Annotated in this window: 12 protein-coding genes and 1 pseudogene; 8 read left to right on the top strand and 5 right to left on the bottom strand. The window is 69.2% G+C overall.

Annotated elements, in window-relative coordinates:
- Nucleotides 1-42: 42 nt before the first annotated feature.
- Nucleotides 43-7737: a type I polyketide synthase gene (locus IF09_RS0125470; RefSeq protein WP_106975134.1), complete on the bottom strand. Its 7695-nt coding sequence runs from the start codon at nt 7735-7737 to the stop codon at nt 43-45.
- A 404-nt stretch (nt 7738-8141) separates the two neighbouring features.
- Between IF09_RS0125470 and IF09_RS0125460 the strand changes: the two genes are divergently transcribed.
- A complete protein-coding gene (locus IF09_RS0125460; RefSeq protein ID WP_030299478.1) occupies nt 8142-8675 on the top strand; it encodes a hypothetical protein in 534 nt (177 codons plus the stop codon).
- A gap of 7 nt (nt 8676-8682) precedes the next feature.
- Here IF09_RS0125460 and IF09_RS0125455 read toward each other — a convergent pair whose 3' ends face one another.
- Nucleotides 8683-9924: an erythromycin esterase family protein gene (locus tag IF09_RS0125455; protein WP_030299476.1), complete on the bottom strand. Its 1242-nt coding sequence runs from the start codon at nt 9922-9924 to the stop codon at nt 8683-8685.
- An 830-nt stretch (nt 9925-10754) separates the two neighbouring features.
- Between IF09_RS0125455 and IF09_RS0125445 the strand changes: the two are divergent.
- Nucleotides 10755-11078: pseudogene (locus IF09_RS0125445) on the top strand (IS30 family transposase); the annotation flags it as partial.
- A gap of 182 nt (nt 11079-11260) precedes the next feature.
- Here IF09_RS0125445 and IF09_RS0125440 read toward each other — a convergent pair.
- A complete protein-coding gene (locus tag IF09_RS0125440; RefSeq protein ID WP_234321144.1) occupies nt 11261-12286 on the bottom strand; it encodes a hypothetical protein in 1026 nt (341 codons plus the stop codon).
- 215 nt (nt 12287-12501) lie between these two features.
- Here IF09_RS0125440 and IF09_RS0125435 point away from each other — a divergent pair, with 215 nt between their 5' ends.
- Both IF09_RS0125435 and IF09_RS0125430 read left to right on the top strand, forming a co-directional pair.
- Nucleotides 12502-13026, top strand: coding sequence for an AAA family ATPase (locus IF09_RS0125435; RefSeq protein WP_030299468.1), 525 nt, complete (start codon nt 12502-12504; stop codon nt 13024-13026).
- 1115 nt (nt 13027-14141) lie between these two features.
- Entirely contained in the window at nt 14142-14867 is a 726-nt protein-coding gene (locus IF09_RS0125430; RefSeq protein ID WP_030299466.1) for a peptidylprolyl isomerase, read from the top strand.
- A 47-nt stretch (nt 14868-14914) separates the two neighbouring features.
- Here the strand turns inward: IF09_RS0125430 and IF09_RS40595 are convergent, their stop codons facing one another.
- Nucleotides 14915-15100, bottom strand: a complete 186-nt coding sequence (locus IF09_RS40595; protein ID WP_051832857.1) for a hypothetical protein — start codon at nt 15098-15100, stop codon at nt 14915-14917.
- Between the two features lie 278 nt (nt 15101-15378).
- On the opposite strand from IF09_RS40595, the gene IF09_RS0125420 reads away from it, so the two are divergent.
- The 3 genes from IF09_RS0125420 (at nt 15379) to IF09_RS48025 (ending at nt 17954) form a co-directional block, all read left to right on the top strand.
- Nucleotides 15379-15582, top strand: coding sequence for a cold-shock protein (locus IF09_RS0125420; protein WP_030299464.1), 204 nt, complete (start codon nt 15379-15381; stop codon nt 15580-15582).
- A 716-nt stretch (nt 15583-16298) separates the two neighbouring features.
- Nucleotides 16299-16499, top strand: coding sequence for a hypothetical protein (locus IF09_RS0125415; RefSeq protein WP_234321143.1), 201 nt, complete (start codon nt 16299-16301; stop codon nt 16497-16499).
- 315 nt (nt 16500-16814) lie between these two features.
- Nucleotides 16815-17954, top strand: coding sequence for a hypothetical protein (locus IF09_RS48025; protein ID WP_158710043.1), 1140 nt, complete (start codon nt 16815-16817; stop codon nt 17952-17954).
- A gap of 146 nt (nt 17955-18100) precedes the next feature.
- Here IF09_RS48025 and IF09_RS0125400 read toward each other — a convergent pair whose 3' ends face one another.
- The gene (locus IF09_RS0125400; RefSeq protein WP_030299458.1) at nt 18101-18850 is read right to left on the bottom strand and encodes a hypothetical protein; all 750 of its coding nucleotides are present in this window, start codon (nt 18848-18850) and stop codon (nt 18101-18103) included.
- A gap of 681 nt (nt 18851-19531) precedes the next feature.
- Here IF09_RS0125400 and IF09_RS0125395 point away from each other — a divergent pair.
- Entirely contained in the window at nt 19532-20260 is a 729-nt protein-coding gene (locus tag IF09_RS0125395; protein WP_030299457.1) for a CDP-diacylglycerol diphosphatase, read from the top strand.
- Nucleotides 20261-20406 lie beyond the last annotated feature (146 nt).

The raw sequence follows: 20406 nt of genomic DNA, 5'->3' as shown, positions 1-20406 counted from the left end.
CTCGGGTGCGGTGACGGGTTCGGTGTCGCACCCGGTCGACGGTCAGTCGTTCGCGTTCGCCTGGTAGCCCAGGCGGGTGAGCACGCGTTGGGCGATCTCCGACAGATGCGCGGCTCCGGACACTTCCATTACGGGGAGTTCACAGCCGAAGTCCCTGCTGACTACTTCGGTGAATTCCAGGGACATCAACGAGTCCACGCCCAGCAGGTCCAGACGTCGCCCGCGGTCGATGCGTTCCGGGGTGGTCTGCAGGACGTCCGCCAAGAGCTCGGCGAGTTTCTCCTCGACCAGCTTGGCGGCCTGTGCGGGAGTGGCCTCGGCGAATGCGACCCGCATCCGGTCCGCGGATCCGGTTTCGTCCCGTTTGCGGAGCAGTCCGGCGGTGCGCGGTACCGCCAGGTCGGGCGTGAGACGCCCCAGCCGGTCCCAGTCGAAGTGACCGACGGCGACGACCCGGGCGTCCGGGTGGACCAGCAGTCGATCCAGTTCCGTGAGCGCGTCGGCGCTGGCCAGCTCGTTGAGCCCCAGTACGGCCATCTCGTCGTTCCGTCCGGTGCGGTGCACGTACCCCGAGTCGCCGATGGCACCCCACTGGACGGCCAGGGCCGGTACGCCGGCCCGGTGACGGTCGCGGACCAGCGCCTCCAGGACCATGTTGCCGGACACGTAGGGGGCTTGTCGGATGTTGCCGATCAGGGCGGCCACGGAGCTGTAGACGACGAAGAAGTCCAGGGGGCGGTCGCGGGTGAGTGTGTCCAGGAGCAGGCCACCGGTCATCTTGGGGCCCAGGACCGCACGCAGGCGCTCGTTCGACGATCCGGCCAGCGGCGCGTCGTCGAGAACCATGGCCGCGTGGACGACACCGGCCAATCGGCGTCCGGAGGCGTCGATGTCGTCGAGGACGCGTCGCAGCGCCGCTTCGTCGGTGACATCCGCCGCGTAGGCGGTGACGTCGGTCCCGTCATCGCGGAGGTCCGCCAGGAGCGATGCGGCTTCGGGGGCCTCGGTGCCGCGGCGGCCGAGGAGGGTGAGGTGACGGGCGCCGCGGGCGGCGAGGTGGCGTGCGGTGGCGGCACCGAACCCGCCGAGGCCGCCGGTGACCAGGTACGTGGCCGTGGAATCCAGGTCGGGCCCGGTCAGCGGACTCTGGACCTGTACACCCTCCTCGAACGTGATCACGATCTTGCCGGTGTGCCGGGAGTGCTGGAGGCTCGTGAACGCCTCCTCGATGCGCCGGGCCGGGTAGGCGCGGAAGGGCAGCGGGTGATATGTGCCGTCGTGTACGGAGGCGGCGAGAGCCGCCAAGGCGGTGTCCAGGACGGCTGACGTTCCTCCGACCATGGTCGTCAGGTCGACGCCGAAGAACGCGAGGTTGTGCGCGAAGGGGGCCAGCGGCAGCCGACTGTCCATCAGGAAGTCGCGCCTGCCCAGCTCCAGGAATCTGCCGTGCGGTTTGAGCACGCCAAGGCTGCGGACAAGTGCCTCGCCGGCGAGGGAGTTGAGGACCACATCGACGCCCTGGCCGCCGGTGAGGTCCTTGACCTGTTCCGCGAAGTGCAGTCGGCGCGAGTCCAGGACGTGTTCGACGCCCAGTAGTCGCAGCAGATCGCGCTTCACGGGGGTTCCCGCGGTCGCGATGACATGTGCTCCCACCCGGCGGGCGTATTGAAGGGCGGCCAGGCCGACTCCGCCCGCCGCGCCGTGTACCAGGAGCGTCTCGCCCGCGGTGAGTCGCGCCAGGTACCCGAGGCTGTATTCGACGGTCAGGCCGACCAGCAGCAGCGTGGCGCCCTCGGCGGACGTCATGCCGGCCGGCAAGGCCATGACGCGGTCGGCGCGGGCCCGGACATGGGAGCCGAAGCAGCCTTCCGCCAGCGCGGCGACGCGGTCTCCTGGCGCGAAACTGGTGACCCCGGGGCCGATCGCGGTGATCACCCCGGCGCATTCGAAGCCGATGCCGGCGCTGTCCGGCCGAGGGGACGAAGCGGCTGGGACGTGGCCAGTCGCGATCATGATGTCTTTGTAGTTCAACGCGGCCGCCCCGACAGCGACCACGACTTCACCTGCCCGCGGGCGGGGAATGTCGGCGGGGCGCCAGCCCAGCCGGTAGTGCAGTCCCGGCGCGTTCAAAGTGAGCGTGTAGCCATCGGCGCCGCTGCAGCCTCGTGGCGGGTCCAGGGGCCTGACCACCGTCACGAACCGGCCCGCCGGCGTGAGGAGAACCTCGTCCTCTTCCGGTCGCAGGAGCATTTCCCGCGTTACCCGTTCAGCCAGCAGGTGCCGGTCCTCGGCGTCCCGTACTCCGGCGAGGGCGATCCGGCGGACGGTCAGGTTCTGGTGCTCGTTCGCCAGGGTGCGGGCTGCGCCCCACGCGGCGGCGGATTCAGGCACGGGCGGCGTGGACACGACGGCGTCGCGGCCACAGCTGACCACCCACACGGTGAGATCGGCGGGGTCCGGCCGCTGCTCGCAGGCGGCACCGACTGCCCCCAGTACCGCCAGATGGCACGCCGCCGTCTCGGTCTTTTCGGTCGCCGAGCCGGCCTCGCCTGCTTCGGCGATCAGGACGACGTCGCTCGGGGACTGCTTGCCGCACAGAAGTGCCGTCCACGACTCGACGGTGTCCTCGACGGAAACGGCACGGACTGCGCCGTCGTGGCCGTGCTCACGCAGGGCGGCAACCACTGAACCCGTCATCGGGGTCTGCGTACGGCTGTTGCACGGCAGCTCACCCACCAGCCAAGTGCGGGACCCGGTGTCGTGCGCGGAGTGCCCCTCCGGGACGCCGCCCGGATCGAGGCCTGGGGAGCGAGGCCTGCGGGCAGCGAGGATGACCGAGTTGTCGCTGAGCGAGGCAGCTGCTGCCTGACCGCTCTGCGCGGTGGCGGAGAATCCGCAGTCGCGCAGGAGGGGCTCCCACTCAGCGCGCGCCAACAGCGGCCCTGCGGGACGCAGCTCGTCGTCGGTCGTCTCCCAGAACGAGTCCAGCAGACCGAAGACCGGTGCGAGCAGGCTGTTGTCGTGGTACTCCAGCGCGAGCAGGTGTCCGCCGTCGGCCAGCAGGTCAGCGACGCGGCGCAGAGCGGCCTTGAGGTCCTTCGTGGCGTGCAGGACGTTGGATGCGACCACGATGTCGAACGAGGACTCCGCGAATCCCTGGCCGGCAGGGTCGGCATCCAGATCCAGAGTCCGGTAGTCGACGAACTCGTAGCGGGACAGGCGATGCTTGGCCTGCGAGAAGAAGGCGGGCGAGATGTCGGTGAAGGTGTAACAGGTGCGCTCGGGTGGCAAGTGCGGCACCAGCGCGGCCGTGGTGGCTCCGGTACCTGCGCCCACTTCAAGGATGCGCAGCGGGCGATCGCGCGGCCACCGTTCCACGATGCCCGACATCAGTGTTTCGCAGATTCGGCCCTGATAGCCCATGGCGACACCGTCGTAGAAGCGCGCGGCCAAGGCGTCGGTGTCGGAGAACAGCAACTCCACAGGACTGACGGTCCCCCGAAGTACCCCGCTCAAGTGCTGTCCGCAGAGGCCGTACGTCTGCGCCATGACGGCCCAGGCCGGGTAATCCCTCAGCAGCGCGTCGAACAGCTCCTGCGGGGCGGGTTCCCCCGTCAGGCGCCAGCGATCGGTCCCCTCTGCGGTCAGGACACCGTGCTCGACTGCCGTGCCCAGCACATGGTGCAGCAGCCGAGTGAACTTGGCATCGGGACCTGCCGCAAGCAGCGATTCCACGGTCACGACGTCGGTCTCGGGCACGAGTTCGCGTACGGCGGCGCCGACGAAGTGCGCCACCATCCGCAGCAGGTCCGTGCGGAAGGCGCCGTACGGACCTGCGGTCCACCCGGCGGCGAGCGCGCCCAGGTCCTCCTCACAGGCGGCGAATACCTCCGCGGGAGACGGCAACGGGACCGGGCGGACTGCCTCGCCGGGCAACGGTGCGGCGCGCAGCACCTCCGTCAGCCTCTGGGGTCGCGGCGGGCGGCCCGCCTCGAAGCGGCGGAGCTTGCAGCCCAGGACCTCCAGCGTGACCACCCCGTCGGTGTCGCTGACGGCGATGTCCCACACGGCCTCCTGCGCGGTCGCCGTCCGGGCCCGGACATGCACCAGCCCGGTCTCGGGCATCGGCTGCCAGGCGCGCACCGTCTCGATGGAGGCGGGCAGGAACGGGCAGGCATCCCCGCCGAGGGCGGCGATGAGCGGCATGCCCGCCTGGAGGGCACCGTCCAGCAGGGTGGGGTGGGCCTGATGCCCGGGCGAGGGCTCGATCGTGCACCTGTACTCGGCCAGTACCTCCCCGGGCCCGGTGCGCAGCGCGGCCAGGGGCCGAAACGCCGGTCCGTAGGGCAGGCCGGCCCGCGCGCAGGCGGCGTAGTGCTCCTCCACGGACACCGCCTCGGACAGACGGGCTCGGACCAGGCCAGGGTCCAGGGCCGGCGGCCGGTCCCGCAGCAGGCGCCGGACCCGGCCGCGGGCGTGTTCGTTCCAGTCGCCCTGCTCGCCGCTTCGGCTGCTGACGACGAGCACACCGTCCGGGGCCAGGCTCGTCGACAGCTGGACCCGCAGGTCCGGATCGTCCAACGGCAGCGTCAGGGCCCGGCCGATCCGCAGACCGGTCACCTCGATCGGGGCATCGAGGATCTCCCGCCCCGCGCCCAAGGCCATGTCCACGTATCCGGCGGCGGGCCACACGACCGCCCCCGACACCACGTGATCGCCCATCCACGTCAGGGAGTTCGCTTCGATCTGCCGGCGCCAGACGGGATCGGCAACCGGCTGCCGGGCACCCAGGAGCGGATGCTGCGCCCGCGGGGACGCCGCCTGCGCGGTGTCCTCCAGCCACCAGTCCGGGTGACCGTTCCAGTGCCGCTCCCGCTGCCAGGGATAGGCAGGCAGCTCAGCCACCCTTCCCTGCCTTGGGAAGACCATCGCCCAGTCGACCTGCGCACCGACGGCCAGCAACCGCGCGTAGGCCTCGTCAAGCGCCGCTGGACCCGGCAGCGAGCGCGACACCGTCGTCACGACGGCGACCGGCTGTGTCCGCTTCGCCGCCGCCCGCCGCAGATACGTGCTCAGCACCGGGTGCGGGCCGATCTCCACGAGCACATCGCACTGGTGCTCGGCACCGGTCAGAGCGTCGACGGCCTCGGCGAAGCGCACCGGCTCTCGGACGTTGAGCCACCAGTACGACGCGTCCAGCTCCGGGCCCGCCACGGCGTTCCCGGTAACGGTGGAGATCAGCGGGATCCGGCACTTGCCGGGGCGCACGTCGGCCAACGCCTCGCGCAGCGGGGCCTCGATGATGTCCATGGCCGCGCTGTGGAAGGCGTAGTCCAGGCCCAGATCGACGAAGAAGACGCCCTCGTCGTCCAGGCGGCCCCCGAACTCCTCCAGCGCCATCGCCTCACCGGCGATCGTCACGTCCTGGTCGGAGTTGATCCCGGCGACGGCCAGGCGCTCGCCGTAGCCCTCGGCGGCCAGCCGCCCACACGCGGCGTCCGCCCCGAGCCCGACCGCCGCCATCCGGCCCGCTCCTGCCGTCGCCGCCTGGGCGCGGCTGCGCTCGGCGATCACGCGACATGCCTGGGACCGGCTCAGCGCCCCCGAACAGTAGGCCGCCGCGACCTCACCCACGCTGTGGCCCACGACCGCTGTGGGTTCGACACCGCGGGCGGCCAGTGCGGCCACGACACCGGCCTGCACCGCGAAAAGCAGGGGCTGTGCCACCTCGGTACGCTGCCAGCGCGACGGGTCCGGTGCCCCGGCCAGCTCCGACAGCACCGACCAGCCCAGCATCGGCGCCAACTCCGCGTCCACGGCCATGACCTCGGTCGTGAACGCGCGGTCCCCGCTCAGCAGATCGGAGCCCATGCCCACCCACTGGGACCCGTTGCCGTCGAAAACGAAACCCACCCGGCCCAGGGAAACCGCGGCCGCCGAGACCGCCCCGGCCGCGGGCTTTCCCTCCGCGACGGACCGCAGAGCCGCCGCGACCTGCTGGGGGCCGTCGGCGAGCACGGCGATCCGGTGTTCCTTCCCCGCCCGGCGGCGGCAGGCGGTGTACGCGGCGTTGTAGAAGTCATCTGCGGGCTCCGCGCCGGGTTGCTCCGCCCGTTCCTGGAAGTGCGCACCCCACGCATGCGCAGCGGCTGCGAGCGCCTGGGGTGTCCGCGCGGACACCACCACCGGCAGACGCCCCGTACCACCAGCCGCGTCCTTCGCCGGCGACGGCCCATCCGACATCGACGATGCACCATCCGATGAGCGGGCCGACCTGGCGCCGGGCGCCTCGGCCAGGACCACGTGAGCGTTGGAACCCCCGAAGCCGAAGGAGTTCACCCCCACCACGCCCCGGCCGCTCGTGTCCAGCGGCCGTTGCTCGGTCACCGGCTCCAGCCCCAGAGAGGCGAAGTCGATGGCCGGGTTCGGCGGCATGGAGTGCAGCGTCCCGGGAATCGTCCGCTTCTGCAGGACCAGCAGCCCCTTGAGAAGACCCGCTACGCCCGAGGCCGCTTCCAGATGCCCGAGGTTGGACTTCACCGACCCCACCGGCAATGCCGCCGCCGATCGTCGCCCCCGACCCAGCGTCCTTCCCAGGGACTCGCATTCGATCGGGTCGCCGACCTGCGTACCCGTGCCGTGAGCCTCTACGTAGGCCACGTCATCCGGGTCGATGCCCGCGGTCACGTACACGTGCTCCAGCAACGCTGCCTGTGACCGGGCGCTGGGCAACGCCAGCCCGGAGGTGCGCCCGTCCGCGTTGACCCCGCTCGCCAGGATCACCGCGTGGACGCGGTCACCGTCCGCGAGCGCCGCGGCCAACGGCTTGAGAATCAGTACACCAGCGCCTTCGGAGCGGACGTAGCCGTCCGCCTGCGCCGAGAACGGCCTGCACCGCCCGGTGGGCGAGAGCATCGACGCCTGGGAGAACCCCACGAAGCCGCCAGGGTTGAGAATGACGTTCACCCCACCCGCGAGAGCCAGCGGAGCGCGCCTCGAGCGCAGTGCCTCACAGGCCTGGTGCACCGCGGTCAGCGCTGAGGAACACGCGGTGTCCACCGCGTTCGAGGGGCCGTGGAAGTCGAACACGTAGGAGAGGCGATTGGCGGTGTTGCAGGACGCCGAACCGCCCATCGTGTACGGGCTGATCGTGCGAGGCCGTCGCTGCTGCAGGTCCAAGTAGTCGTGCGAGGAAACGCCCATCACCACGGCCGCGTCGCTGCCTGCGAAGTCTGCCGGATCGATCGCGGCGTCGTCGAACGCCTCGACCGCGCATTCCAGCAGCAGCCGCTGCTGAGGATCGATTCGCGCCGCTTCCTTGGGTGAGATCCCGAAGTAGCCCGCATCGAACGACGTCACGTCATCGAGTAATCCGCCGGCCCCGGTGCAGGACTTGCCGGCCCGTGCCGAGCCGGTGGCCACGAAGGCCGCCGTGTCGAATCGACCGGCGGGGACCTCACCGACCAGATCCCGGCCCTCCTCAAGAGCAGTCCACAGTCCGCCCAGGGATGTGATTCCACCTGGAAGGCGCAGACCGACCCCCACCACTGCCACTGCGTCTCCAGCCGGACTTGCGGGCACCGAGCCTGGGCACGAGACGTCGATCTCAGCTGACAAGGCAAACCTCCGCAGCGCCAGAAGGGGAGCATTCTCAAACCGCCGGGATTTCGTTGCAACCAGCAGCGGGGCAACGGGCGGGCCGGTTGCACACCAACGTCCCCCGAGCGTGATCGACATGTCCAATCAGATTCGATCTACTGCTGACATTCACCCGTTCGGCGGGCGTGCGCGCCGTTCGTAGGGGCACTGGCACACCCCTTTCCGATCACGGACGCTGAACGATGGCCGGCCGCGCCGCCCGGCGGCAGGCTCGGCGAAGATCCGGCTTGTGGACTGCTCGCGGTGGTCCGTGTCCGTCACGGCGCCGCCGAACGACTACTACTACTACGCAGCCGGCTGGCGTCGCACCGGGGTACGGCTGCTCGTTCACAGGGGAACAACCGCTGCGCTCCCCGACGCCCAGGCGGTGGCGCAGCCCCTGCCCACCGGCCCCGCCTCTGGCCGGAAAGGGAAGCGGCCCTCCGCGTCCGGACGAGACTGGGGGAAGAGGATCACCAGGATGAACGGGAGGCAAGGTCCCGATGAATCCGTACGCGTACGTGCCCGCCGACGATCCGCTCTTCGGCGCGGTCCGGATCGAACTCGACCACGAGGCCGGGACGTTGGGCGTGAGCGGGGAGGGTCTGCCGCCGGTCGAGATCCGGCGGGCCCCGCACACTGTGCCGGAGAGCCATGTGCCGATCGGGACGCGCGACCCGGAGCACCTCACTCTGCTCGTCGATGGAGCAGAGGAGACCTTGCGGCCCTCCAAGGGATTCCTGACCCGGCGCTCGTACCGGGTCGAGGTCGTCTCAGGGGCGCGGGAGTGCCGCTATCTGCTGGTTCCGGGCTCTCTCGGCACCAGTCGGCTGCTGCGGGACGAGCGGCTGCTCGGCCTCTTCGCATCGAGCGGCGACGGGCGCGTGTCGGCCGACTGGGAGGCGCCGGGCAAGTCCGAGGGTGCCCGGGACCCTTATGACGCGTCCGTGGGGTACGGGCTCGCCGCGGCATTCGGCACAGGTGCCGAACCGATGTGGCAGCTCACTCTGAACGCCGCGCTCGACCTGTGGCTGTGAGAGAGCCTCAGTCCTCCGTCGGGGGCAGCAGGTGGGAGCAGGTCGAGCGTGCTACGAACGCGATGCCGTCGTAGTCCTCGGCCGGGACGAGCGGGGCTGTGTTCAAGCGGTAGAAGAACCGTTGGACATTGGCGCCGAAGCTGCGCTGTGCGTGCGGGGCGTGCAGCCAGGGCGCGGCGTCGGCGGGGGAACCCGCGGCGCGGAGGTCCGCGTAGTGGTCGCCGGGTACGGCGTGCGTGAGTCTGGCCTCCAGGGAGCGGAGGCCAGTGCCGATGCGGTGGCGGGCCGGCGGGCGCTGAAGATCATTGCCGCGGCGGGCCAGGAAGGAGCCCTTGCCGAAGAGGAGGGCCAGCGCGTAGTAGGCGTCGCCGTACCGTTCGCGGAGTCTGCTACCGAGGGCCGGCACCTGTTCCCCGTACGTGCCCTTCGCAATGTGCCCGTTGTGTGCCCAGACCATGACGCGCGCCTGGGGGTCGTCGTCCACGAGCCGTGCGACGGCCTCGGCCATGAAGCGGTCGCGCGCGGCGTACACGCCGTCCTCGCCGGCCGAGGCCCCGAAGGGGCGGGTCACCAGGTCGGCGGCGCGGACCAGGATCCGCGCGTGTTCCAGAGCCTCGTCGGCGTCGTCGCCGGGCCCCGACCGCCCGGCGTGGTCCGCGACGAGGCGGGCGATCTCCTCGGCGCGCCGCATCAGGGCCTCGTCCGGGTCCGGAAGCGAGCCCGGGCGGGCCCGGGCCAGTACGTCCAAGGCGCCCATGCGCCCGGCCTGATCGGGCGCCGTCCGGCGCAGGAAGGCGGTGACGGCCGCGACCGAGTCGGCGCAGAGCTGGGGGTCCGTTCCCACGAAGCGGACCCGGCGCTCTTCGGGCAGGTCGCGGTTGTGGGCGCGCAGCCACTCGACGAGGTCGACCATCTCGCGGGTGCGCCAGGTCCAGAAACCCAGCCGGGCGACGAGCCGTTCGGGGGCGCCCGTGCCGTACCGGACGTACGTGTCGAGCGCGCGGGCGGCGGACTGGCTGGCCTCCATGGCGAGGGTGGTGAACCCCTCCTCACGGACCAGGAACTCCACGATGCGGTGCTTCAGCCGGAAGAACTCGCCCGTGCCGTGGGTGGATTCGCCCAGACCGACGATCCGTGTCCCCCGCAGGGCCTTCCCCAGGGGTTTCAGGTCCTCCACCGGCGCGCCGGGGGTCAGGCTGCTCAAGGGGTTGGCGTGCTCGTTCAGCCATCGGGCGATGTCGTCGGGCACCGTCTTGCCTCTCCTCACCGCGTGCGGGAGGCGGCACGCGGGCGTGCCTCGGCCTCTCGCACCCGTTCACGGGTCAGTTCCTTGCCTCCCGGCAGGCCTCGAGGATCTTCTGGAGGTCCCGTACGGCGTCCGGTCGGCCATGCTCGGCATACATTCCCGCGACGTTGACGACAACTTCGTCCACCCCCGCCCGATCGTATTCGGCCAGCTGTGCGGTGATGTTGCGTGCCGTACGGGAAGGCTCCGGAGTCGACGAGGGCGCGGGCGCCGAGGCCCGGGCGGCTGTGGTGGCCGCGCAGGCCTGCGCGGCGCAGCATGTCGCAGTAGTGCGGCCCGGCGAGGTGGACGTGGGCCGCCGCGAAGGCGAGCCGGTAGGCGTGGCGCCCGGGGCGGTCGGCATCAGCCCCGAGCGGATCGCCATCCTCTACCCCGCTCGCGGTCCCCGCTCAACGCCGTGCACAGCGAGCTCACCCGACGTGAGCTCGACTTCCGGCACGAGGGCGACGACAAGCTGCCCGTCGGCAGCCTCTCCCGCTTCGTCTTAGCGGTGCGCGAGCCGCGCCGTCACCAGCTACCAGATCCACGCCGCATCGGCATCCCGATCAGGACAACACGAGCAGTCTCGACGGCCTGGCCGGCCTGTGCAGGTCCAAGGACCTTGGGCTGCAGGACCTCGCGCGCGGCGAGGAAGTCATCGGGAAGGTCCTGCTCGCCACCTACCACGCAGCCAACGGCCGAGAGTTCGACCCGCAATTCTGCCGGGCCTCCTCCAAGGCCTCATTCCGCGCGATGTCCCCAACGGGAAAAAGTGGCGGAGACCGACCGAGGTGGCCCAGCAGGTCACTCCGCACCTCACCATCCCGCCCCGACTGCGGCGGACTCTCACCTGGGATCGGGGCCGGGAGATAGCCGAGCACCAGGCCATCACCTCCGAGACGGGGATGCCGATCTACATCTGCAAGCCCCGGAGCCCGTGGCAGCGCGGCACCAACGGGAACACCAACCGGCTGCTTCGGCAGTACCTGGCCAAGAGCGCGGACCTCCGCACGATCAGCCAGGCCGACCTGGACGCCATCGCCTACGAACTCAACCATCGCCCGCGCAAGACCCATGGCTCCGGCAGAGGTCTACGCTGGCCTCCTGAACAGCGGTGATGCGCTGACCGCTTGAGCTCGCCGCGTTTGACGACAGACGTGCGGGCCGGCCCTGGTCGTTTTGAGGGCGTTCAGACTCTGCTGCGCAATTCCCGCAGGTCATGTGCTGATCACATCGCGAGGTGCCCCCTGGGAGCGCTCCGTCACTCCCAGGGGTCTGAGTGGCCGCACTCGGGCAGGTGTCATACCGGGGGATTCTGCAGCCAGTCTGCTTCGGTGGTCCAGAACATTTGGCGCGCACCGAGGTAGTCGTGGGCGAAGTCCGTGAACCGTTCGCGGGTGTACGGCTTACCGGTCTTGGGGTCCTTGGCGTTGATGTCGGGTTCCTGGACGGCCATCGCGACGAGGGGAAGGGCATCCTTGTATTCGTGGAGGAACTTGTAGGAGTTCTCCATCTGGTACTTCCGGTCCGGCAGGGTATCCGGTCCTCCGATGCCGATCTTCTCGTCCCTGGCGAGGTCGAACATTTCCTTCATGCGCTTGTGGTCGTCGTCACCCGGCAGGAAGTTGATGTACTGGATGAACTGCGTCTTGGTGAAGACCTTCTTGCCGTAGCGCATGTTGTCGATCTCGGCATCGATGTAGGACTTCGAGGTGTAGTTGGTCTGATCTTTCTTGGTGTCCACCTCGACCGCGGTCTCCGGAAGGTTCACCCCGGCGAGCTTGCCGTCGAACTTCTCCGCCATCGCCTTCAGCATGGCCTGGAAGTCTGCTCGCACCCCTTTGTTCCACTGCGCGGCCATGGCCCCATGCGTGGTGGGGTTGTCAGGGTTCTCATCGACCGTCGGCGCGACCCCGCCCTCGTCCTTCACATATTGGGGCACGTTGGCGTCCTCCATGGCTACGTCGAAGAACCGATCCTGAACCTGGACGAACAGTTTCTTGTGGCGTTCCTGGAGATACGTCAGGGCATTGTCCAGCCGCGACCACTTGTACTCCCCCTTCTTCCCCTCAAGGGCTTTCCAGGGCACCACCACCTGTACGCCGCCGATGTCCGTACGGTCAAGCAGGGCCTTGACCTTGGGGTCCTCGCCGGACGTGGCATCCTCGAATGCGCCGAGCGACATGTACAGATTGTCCGTCACCTTGCTGTGGGACACCGAGGCGGCCTTGTCCGGGGCGGGAGCCACGACGGCCACCCCGAGGGTGGCGGTCAAGGCCACGGCCGTGAGGACAGCAGATCCGACTGCACCACGTTGCATCATCATGAACGAGACGCTAGGGACACGTTCTAAGTGAAAAATAAGAACGTCCGCCGTCACTCTCGGTGTCGGCGCTCACCGCCACCGAATCTGACAGCCCGTACTGGATCCGGGCCGCCGACGGGCGTCGTCACCGTGGCCTCAATCCACCTGTGGCTCAGGCCGTGAGCAGACAGATAAAGCAGTGGCCGTCCGCCCGGCTTCCCTGACACGATCTGGGCGTGACCACGTTGTTCCTGATGGTCGGCCTACCAGGGGCCGGGAAGACCACGAAGGCTCGGCAGCTCGCCGAGGAGCACGGCGCGCTGCGCCTGACGCCCGACGACTGGATGATCCCGCTGTTCGGCATGGCGGAGGCGGACGGGAAGCGCGACGTGCTGGAGGGCCGCATGCTCTGGCTCGCTCTGGAGGCGCTCAGGCTGGGCACCAACGTCGTGGTGGACTACGGCTGCTGGTCCCGGGACGAACGGTCCGCGATCCGCTGGCTGGCCGAGGCCGAGGATGCCTGTTTCCGGATGATCTACCTGCCGGTGGACGACGAGACCCAACGTGCCCGGATCGCCCAGCGCTGGGCGAACGCCCCCGGGGAGACGTTTCCGATGACCGAGGCCGACATTCTGCACGGGCGGGCGCACTTCGAGGCGCCCGATGCGGCTGAGCGGGGAGACTGCGGGGCCGCCGGCCCGCCGCCCGGCTGGGCGGACTGGCGGGAGTGGGCCGCCAATCGGTGGCCGTCCTTCGCGTGACTTCAGCCGAGCACGGTGTGCGACGCCGCGTGTGGTTGTCCATCAGGCCGCATGTCCTTTCCCATGACTCGGTTGCTTGATCTGTGCCGGTCGCGGCGGTGCGAGGGGGTCTGTGGGGGCAGGTTGGCGCGGTGAAGTTGGTGTCATCGAAATGAGCTGGCCCGGTCAACGAGCTGCGGTGTAGCAACAGACTGAACTGTCGTGGGGCAGTGAATCTGCGTAGTCGTCACGCTTGTGACCTGGAGCCGTGCAGGTTGACTGAGCGGGTTGGTGGCTGGGTTGGCTCACCGATTCGGCGCAGAGCGCAGGGTCGTCCAGCCGTCTGACCTGCGGAGTTGTTTGCTTTGGGGCCTGGTTGCGCAGGTTGCTTGAGTACTGCGCAGTTTCCCTGGTCGTTGGTATGTGGCGCGTGTCCAGGGAGGTGAGGCCGGCCTGGTCGCGTACTGCCGTGCCTTCCGCGACCGCCGCCGCGGAGCGAGTTCTACCTCTACTACGCGCACTGGTACGAAACTCGGGTGGCAAGGCCGTCATCAAGGTACACAGCTACGGATCCCGCCCCAGTACTTTCAGCTGCGACAGCGAGTCCCATACGATCGCGTGGGGCAAGAACGTCGGGAGGTGGATCGACATCACCTCGATTCGACTCGACGAGCTGGAGGGGAGTGGCAGTCGGCTCCGACAACGCCTCCCTCGGCTATTAGGGTATGCCGAAGGCGTTGGGGAAGGGCACCGGCCGCAGCTAAAGGCTGTGCCGGTGGGTATGGGTGAGGACGGCCGGTTGGCGCAGGGTGTGGTGGTGCGTCGGTTGTTGGCGGTGGATCAGGGGCGGGGGTCAGTGTCGTCGTTGCATGTGCGGGTGATGGCGGAGGCTGCCGGTGTGACGGTCCGGACGGTACGGAAGCGGCTGGCGGAGCCGCGTGAGGGCCGTCTGGAGCCTGTGGTGCGGCCGACGCCTACAGCGCCATTGGCTCCGTCGAGCAGGGACGTCAGCTGGAGGGCGAGGATTTCGGGGTCGGCCGGGCCAGCCTCCTGCCGTTAACTATTCCCGCGGACCAAACGCACGCCCTAGACTGCCACCGCTCCAGGACTTGGCGATCATCGGGAGGGCGTGCGAGATGAAACGGGCACTGATCAGCACATTCGCGGCCGTGGCGTTAGTCGTGTCCGGGGGGAGTGTCGCCACCGCTTCCGACGGCGCTCCGCCGCGCACGACGCACGGCCCTTGCCAGTACACACAGACCCCGGACGAGCCGCCGGCGCGCTCTGTTCCGCTGCCGCCTGACCCGCGGCGCACCCCCAATCGTGGCACGGTTGACATGGCTGTTCCGACTAGCCAGGGCGCGCTCCCGCTGCACTTGGACCGGGCCAAGGCGCCGTGCACGGTCCAGAGTTTCCTGCACCTGGCACGGCATGGGTTCTACGACCGTACGGTGTGCCACCGTCTGACGGCGTACCCGACGCTGAAGGTCCTGCAGTGCGGCGACCCGACCGGTACCGGTGAGGGCGGGCCCGGGTACAAGTACAAGGACGAGCTGCCGGTGGACCTGCCGCCGGCACCGACCGATCCGACCGGCGCGCGCCGCCTCTATGGGCGCGGCCTGCTGGCGATGGCCAACGCCGGTCCGGACACGAATGGTTCACAGTTCTTCGTCGTTTACGGCGATTCCGCGCTGCGACCGAACTACACGGTGTTCGGCACCGTCGGCGCCGACGGCCTGACGACACTCGACAAAGTCGCCGCCGGAGGCATCGAACCGACCGCGGAGGCCCCGGCACCGGTCGACGGCACACCCGTGCTGAGGACCGAGCTGCTCCGCGTGCGGCCGTCCTGCCAGCATTGACGCACCGCGGCGTGGACACGTCCTCGATGAGCGGCCGGTGAGATTGATCATGGTGCGGCTGCTGCGAGGGTGCTGACGCGGTTCTCGTGGTAGCGGCGGGCCTTGCGCTGGGCCGGGATCGCCGGAACGCCCCGGGCGCCGTCGAGCGGCTGGCAGCGGGCGAGGAGCCACTGGCGCACGGCCGGGACGGCGGTGACGCGCACGGCGTAGCCCTGACCGCGTTGTACGGTCACCCCTTGGTCGAGGGCGGCGCGCTCGGCGGGCTACAGGTCGGCGGTGTCCGGACCGAATGATGAAGCGCCCTTACGGCCGCCTGCTCCCGAGCCGCCTCGTCCCGGACAGCTTTGGAGGGCCCGTGCCGTGGTGAGGTTCATCCCCATGGGTGAGGTGCAGGGGGAACGGCGGATTTCGCCTCGGCGGGAGGAAATGATCAAGTGCCGGAGCCTGCTCGATTGGGCTGCGGCCGGGGCGTCAAGATCGCGCCGTGGTACCGGATGAAGGAGTGGGACCGATGGCAACAGGCACTGTGAAGTGGTTCAACGCCGACAAGGGGTATGGCTTCATCAGCCAGGACGATGGCGGCGCAGACGTGTTCGTGCACTTCGCAGCCATCCAGACCAACGGATACAGGAGCTTGGAAGAGAACCAACGGGTGGAGTTCGAGGTCACCCAGGGGCAGAAGGGTCCGCAAGCGGAAATGGTCCGCCCCTTGTAACCCCCTCTTCGTTCTGGCTGCGCTCTGTATCCACGCGATGGCCAGTGGAACAGAGCGCAGTCCCGGTTTCGCCAACAGCATCCCCAGCCCAGGGCGGGACGTCAGCAGACCTGCGCCGCATGCCCCCCGAGACTCAGTACGCCTGCGCGTTCATACGCCGCATCTGTCCGACGAGCCCCAGAAAGTGCAGTCAACACACGGCCGGGCGTAGGGGCCGGTCTGGCTGGGTGCCCAGGTGGCGACCTGCGGGCGGGGCTTGGTGGTGGTCTGCTCGTTCATGCTGCTGCCTCCCCGTCCGCCGGTGCGGAGGTGTGGATGCGGGCGGCGCGCCGCAGCTCGGGCTGCCGGCTCGCCAGGCGGTGGGGGCCGCCCAGTAGGGGTGGGTGCACAGGGTTCCGGAGAGGGCGATCAGCCGGGGCTCCAGCACGGTCGCACCGGCCTCGTCGGGGGACTCCGAGACCTCCACGTAGGTCTGCTGCCACGCCCCTTGGAGCGTGATCAGGGCCTCGGGGAGACAGAACGGTGGTCTCACAACCCCGAGTGAAACATGTGTTCGCTTTCTCCGCGAACGCCACGCCCGGCCATCGGCCGTAGTTGTGACTGAGCGTCGTAGTTGGCCAGAGGTGTGCTTATGCCGGAGCGCCGGCAGAACCTGTTGCCAGGGGTATCCACGTGCCTCTGCATTCGTTGATCAAGACATGATGAACATGCGCACCTTGCTCACTTCTTCGGCGCTCGTCCTCGGCGCCCTCGCCTTGGCTGCGGGCCCGGCCAACGCGGACGATCAGTCGATCCACCCCGGAGCCACCAACAAGCTCAACCAGCTGAATCAGCTCGGTCAGCTGAGCCAGGTGGCGGGGGCTCTCGATCCCGTCTTCGGCCTGCTCGCTCCGGTCACCAGCGTCGTGCCCCTCTAAAAGCTCCTGGGCCGGGATGCCTGTGGATCGCGAGCGCCGTTGTTGGCCAGGCTGGCCAACAACGGCGCTCAGTCACACGGGTTTGACGGAGCGCTGTAGTTGGCCCTTGAGCGTTCTAGGTACAGCGCTGAGTCACACGGGTGTCGCTCTGCTCCCCGAGTTGCCGTGAGAAAGGCGTGTGCGGCTGGGCTGACGGTCCAGGCTGACGCAACCGCCAGGGTTAGGCAGGCCCGCGGCGTTCCGTGTCCGTGACGTGGGAGTCGGTGGTTCGTTGTAACGGCCATGATCAGAAACATTGTCGGAGCGGCTGCCCTGGTGAGCGCGTCTGTGGTGGCCGGCGCACCCGCCGTCCACGCTCAGCAGGCTGAGGTTCGTAGTGTCGAGCACAAGAAGCAGTGGGGGCCGGGCCGGTGGCTGTGGACCGTCCCTGACGGCGTCGACTCCATCACCATGTATGTCTGGGGCGGTGGCGGCGGTGGCGGCGCGGGCGGGGGTGGCGGCGGCGCGGGCGGTGGCGGTGGGGGAGGCAACGGAGGAAGCACCAATGCCGTCGGGACGAGCGGTGGAGGCGGTGGTGGAGGCGGTGGCGGCGCGGGTGGTGGCGGAGGCGGCGGTGCGAGCAGCGGCGCGTTCGTGACCTGCACGATGCATGTGGTCCCGGGGGCGAAGGTGGAGATCTTTGTAGGGGCCGGCGCAGACGGCGGCGCAGGCGGTGCGGGCGGTTCCGAGGCGAGCTGGGGCGAGGGCGGAGGTACCGCCTGGGGTGGCGGGACCAATGGAGGCAGCGGCGGCAAAGGCCACGACGGCCACGACGGGCGCGACGCGGAAGGCTCGATGATCGTCCTCCGCAACAAGGACAACAAGTTCCCCTCCACCATCGCGAGCACCCTCGGGGGCAAGGGCGGCGCGCCGGGGCGGAGCGGCAGCGGCGGCTCAGGCGGTGTGGGCGGGACCAACGGCTCGACGGGCGGCGGCGGCGCCGGCGCCGGCGGCGCGGGAGCCAAGGAGGGCGGCGCGGCCGGGGCCGGCGGTGCCACTGCCTCCAGCTCGAGCAACCAATGCGGCCACTCGCAGGCCTCTGCGGTGAAGGGAGCCGCCGGTCTGAGCGGAGCGGCTGGCAAGGCCGGTGCGAAGGGCTCAGACGGCCAAACGAACCCGCAGGGCGGCACTAGCCGGGGTGGAGCGGGCGGATCTTCCGGCGCGTCCGGCGCCGCCGGACGAGGCGGCGCGGCGGCCCGCGCCCAGGGCGTGTCCTACGGTGCCGGCGGCGACGGCGGCGCCGGAGCATACGGCGCACACGGAGGCTCGGGGGGCGGGGGCGGCGAGTGGGACCCCAATGTCGGCAATGCCAAGGGCGACAAGTGGAAGGGCCTGGACGGCGGCTACGGACCGACCGGCGGAGTAGGGGCCAAGGGCGCCAAGGGCGGCAACGGCGCCGTCATCCTCACCTGGTGACACCCCCGCGGTACCCCGACAACAGAGCGCCCCTCCCACAGCCCACGCGGATCCCCGACAGAGCCCGTAATTCGGCTCGGCCGCAGATCTCGTGACGTTCAGTGTCTACTTGAGGGGAAATGACGGGATGTCGGTTCGTGCCCGGTTCACGCGGCGGAGGGCCGGATGGGCCAGTGAGTGTCGTCCCAGCGGTCGGGGCCGGTGAGGCCGAGGAGTCGTACCGCGTGGAGGAGATGTTCGGGAGCCCCCTGGACCCGCAGACGGGCAGGGGCATGACGGACCACCCAGGTGGTGAGTTCCACCCGTGCCTTCTCCTTGTCCTCTTCCTCCCAGTAATCGGTATGCAGGGGAAGTGTGTCCTGCAGCAGGTCGTACTCCCAGAAGTCCAGTGCCGTGGCCAGGTGCTGGTTGGCCGTGGGATCGTCCTGCTGTTCCCATACAGCGAGCCATGGGGTCACCGTGCCCGAGGCTCCGGTGCACACTTCGAGAACCTCGTGGGCCGGGAAGGCGGGGCACGCGTCGGCGAGGGTGTGGGCCCACCAGGCGTGCAGGAACTCCCCCACCGCTTCTGACTGCTGGGCAGGCCACTCCTGCCAAGTCCCCTCAGCGAACAGGGATCCGGCCTTCCCCAGCGTTCCAACGGGCTCGACTGAGCCGCTGACGAGGGCTCTGGCGAACTGGGGAAGGATGCGGCGCAAGACGGAGGCGCGGTCCCGCCAGTCGGTTTCCCGCCAGGTGCGGTTGAGGAGGTCGGGGTCCAGCTCCACATCCGCGGTCTTCAACAGTGCGAGCTCCTCCGCGCTGCCCCAGTGGCAGTCGCACTGGACCTCGTCCGGATCAACGACACTCCCGCGGAAGGTCACGGCCAAGCGGTGCAGTGCGGCATCGAGACGCAAGCCGGTTCCACGAACGACCGTCGCCGGTCCAGCCTCCGGGACATCGGCACGGCTATGACTCAAGGGCGATCTCCAGTCCAGCGGCTGGTACACGTCCCCGTGGACCGGCATCTCTCACGCTGATTGCGCGCTCGCTGGGAAGACTGTCACAAGAGCTGCGACAGAGCCGCATTTCCTGGCCGCCGGCCTCGGGCCGGACCCACGCGCGCCGGGCCCAGCGTCGGCGGGTGTGGGTGGCGGCCCCTTCGCGGACGACTGCTACCAGCTTGCCCTCGGTGCTCGAAGGACGCCGCAGACCCGGCGGCCCAGCAACGGGTTCGAAACCAAGGTCTGCGACAAGGTTCCAAGCCCTTAGGCGCCGCCTTGTGCCGTGCCGGACGGCGCCGGGCTGGGGCCGACGGCACCGACGCCTGGAGGGGCCCAGAACGTCCAGAAACCTGGGTGTGCGCGCCTACAGGTGGGCCAACTGCTCGCGCACGCCGGTCCCGCCGCCGACCCACGTCTCTCCGGCGGGATCTGTCAAGGCGGCAAGGGGTCCACTACTCCGTCTGGGGGATATGGGTATATTCACCCGCAGCGAAGATGACGTCCCCCCGAGAGGGCGCCAGAGTGGTGGTGAGCGGGCCGCGACCCGCTCCGTATTCGGGCCGCGGCCACTTCCGACCATCACGGAGGCGGCACATGTCCGAAAATCAGCGGGAAGACCGTCCCGGCACCCTGCCCAGCCCCGACTGCGGCGACGCAACTGACGGCGACCGGCTCTATCTTTGGCTCAAGGTCAAGAACTGGTCGAAACAGCCACTCGTTCCCTGCAACCCCGTCATGAGGCTCTACGAGAATCCGGAGTGCGCCGTAATGAGCGGCGGCCCGGGCAAGGGCCTCCTGTTGGTCCCCACCGCGCGCGTCAAGGGAATCGAGTGCCACGATGTATGGAGCAATCCCGCCCTGCACTATTGGAACACCGCGTGGGGTTATGTGGATCTCAAGATGAACACCACCCGGACGGGGCTCGGCATCAACTCGGCACTCAAACGAAGCGAGGACCAGCTGCACATCCACATGGCCGACTTCAACCCGCCCGTGCAGGCCTACCTGGATGCGAACGTGGGAAAACTCGCCACCAGCCCGGACGACTGGGCGAAGAAAGTCCTCATCGTTCCAGGCCATGACTCGACGGAAGACCGCACCTATCGGGGGCTCTACGCCAAGGAGCCCACCCTCGAAAAGGTAAACCTCTTCTACCTCGTGGCGAAATACACAGCGTTTGCCTCCTCCGACCGCATGGCCAATCAAACAATAATCGTAGTTCCGGCGGGGAAGTATCCAGGATTCTACATTTTGAACAGCGAGCCGACTCTGAGTCCCAGCCCCGGCACCGGCACTTGCGATTTCATCCTCAACTGCACATAGCCTGACCGTGCCGGCCTGCGCATGCGCTCCTGGCTGGAGTATCTCCGCAGGTGTCGAGGCCGAGACGAGAGCCCTGGGCCGGGACTGTGACGTCACGGTCCAGAGGTCGAGTCCGATGTGGAGCCGATTCTTTTGGTGTCGGTGGT

The organism is Streptomyces katrae (assembly GCF_000717655.1).
GTDB classification, from domain to species: domain Bacteria; phylum Actinomycetota; class Actinomycetes; order Streptomycetales; family Streptomycetaceae; genus Streptomyces; species Streptomyces katrae_B.
The sequence above is the reverse complement of the archived record's forward strand: the minus strand, read 5'-3'. Positions and strand labels throughout refer to the sequence as shown.

Coding starts and splice junctions, on each gene's coding strand:
- IF09_RS0125460 (WP_030299478.1), top strand. CDS start 8,142: ATGAATCCGTACGCGTACGTGCCCGCCGACGATCCGCTCTTCGGCGCG.
- IF09_RS0125395 (WP_030299457.1), top strand. CDS start 19,532: ATGTCCGAAAATCAGCGGGAAGACCGTCCCGGCACCCTGCCCAGCCCC.
- IF09_RS0125470 (WP_106975134.1), bottom strand. CDS start 7,737: ATGTCGATCACGCTCGGGGGACGTTGGTGTGCAACCGGCCCGCCCGTT.
- IF09_RS0125440 (WP_234321144.1), bottom strand. CDS start 12,286: ATGATGATGCAACGTGGTGCAGTCGGATCTGCTGTCCTCACGGCCGTG.
- IF09_RS0125420 (WP_030299464.1), top strand. CDS start 15,379: ATGGCAACAGGCACTGTGAAGTGGTTCAACGCCGACAAGGGGTATGGC.
- IF09_RS0125430 (WP_030299466.1), top strand. CDS start 14,142: ATGAAACGGGCACTGATCAGCACATTCGCGGCCGTGGCGTTAGTCGTG.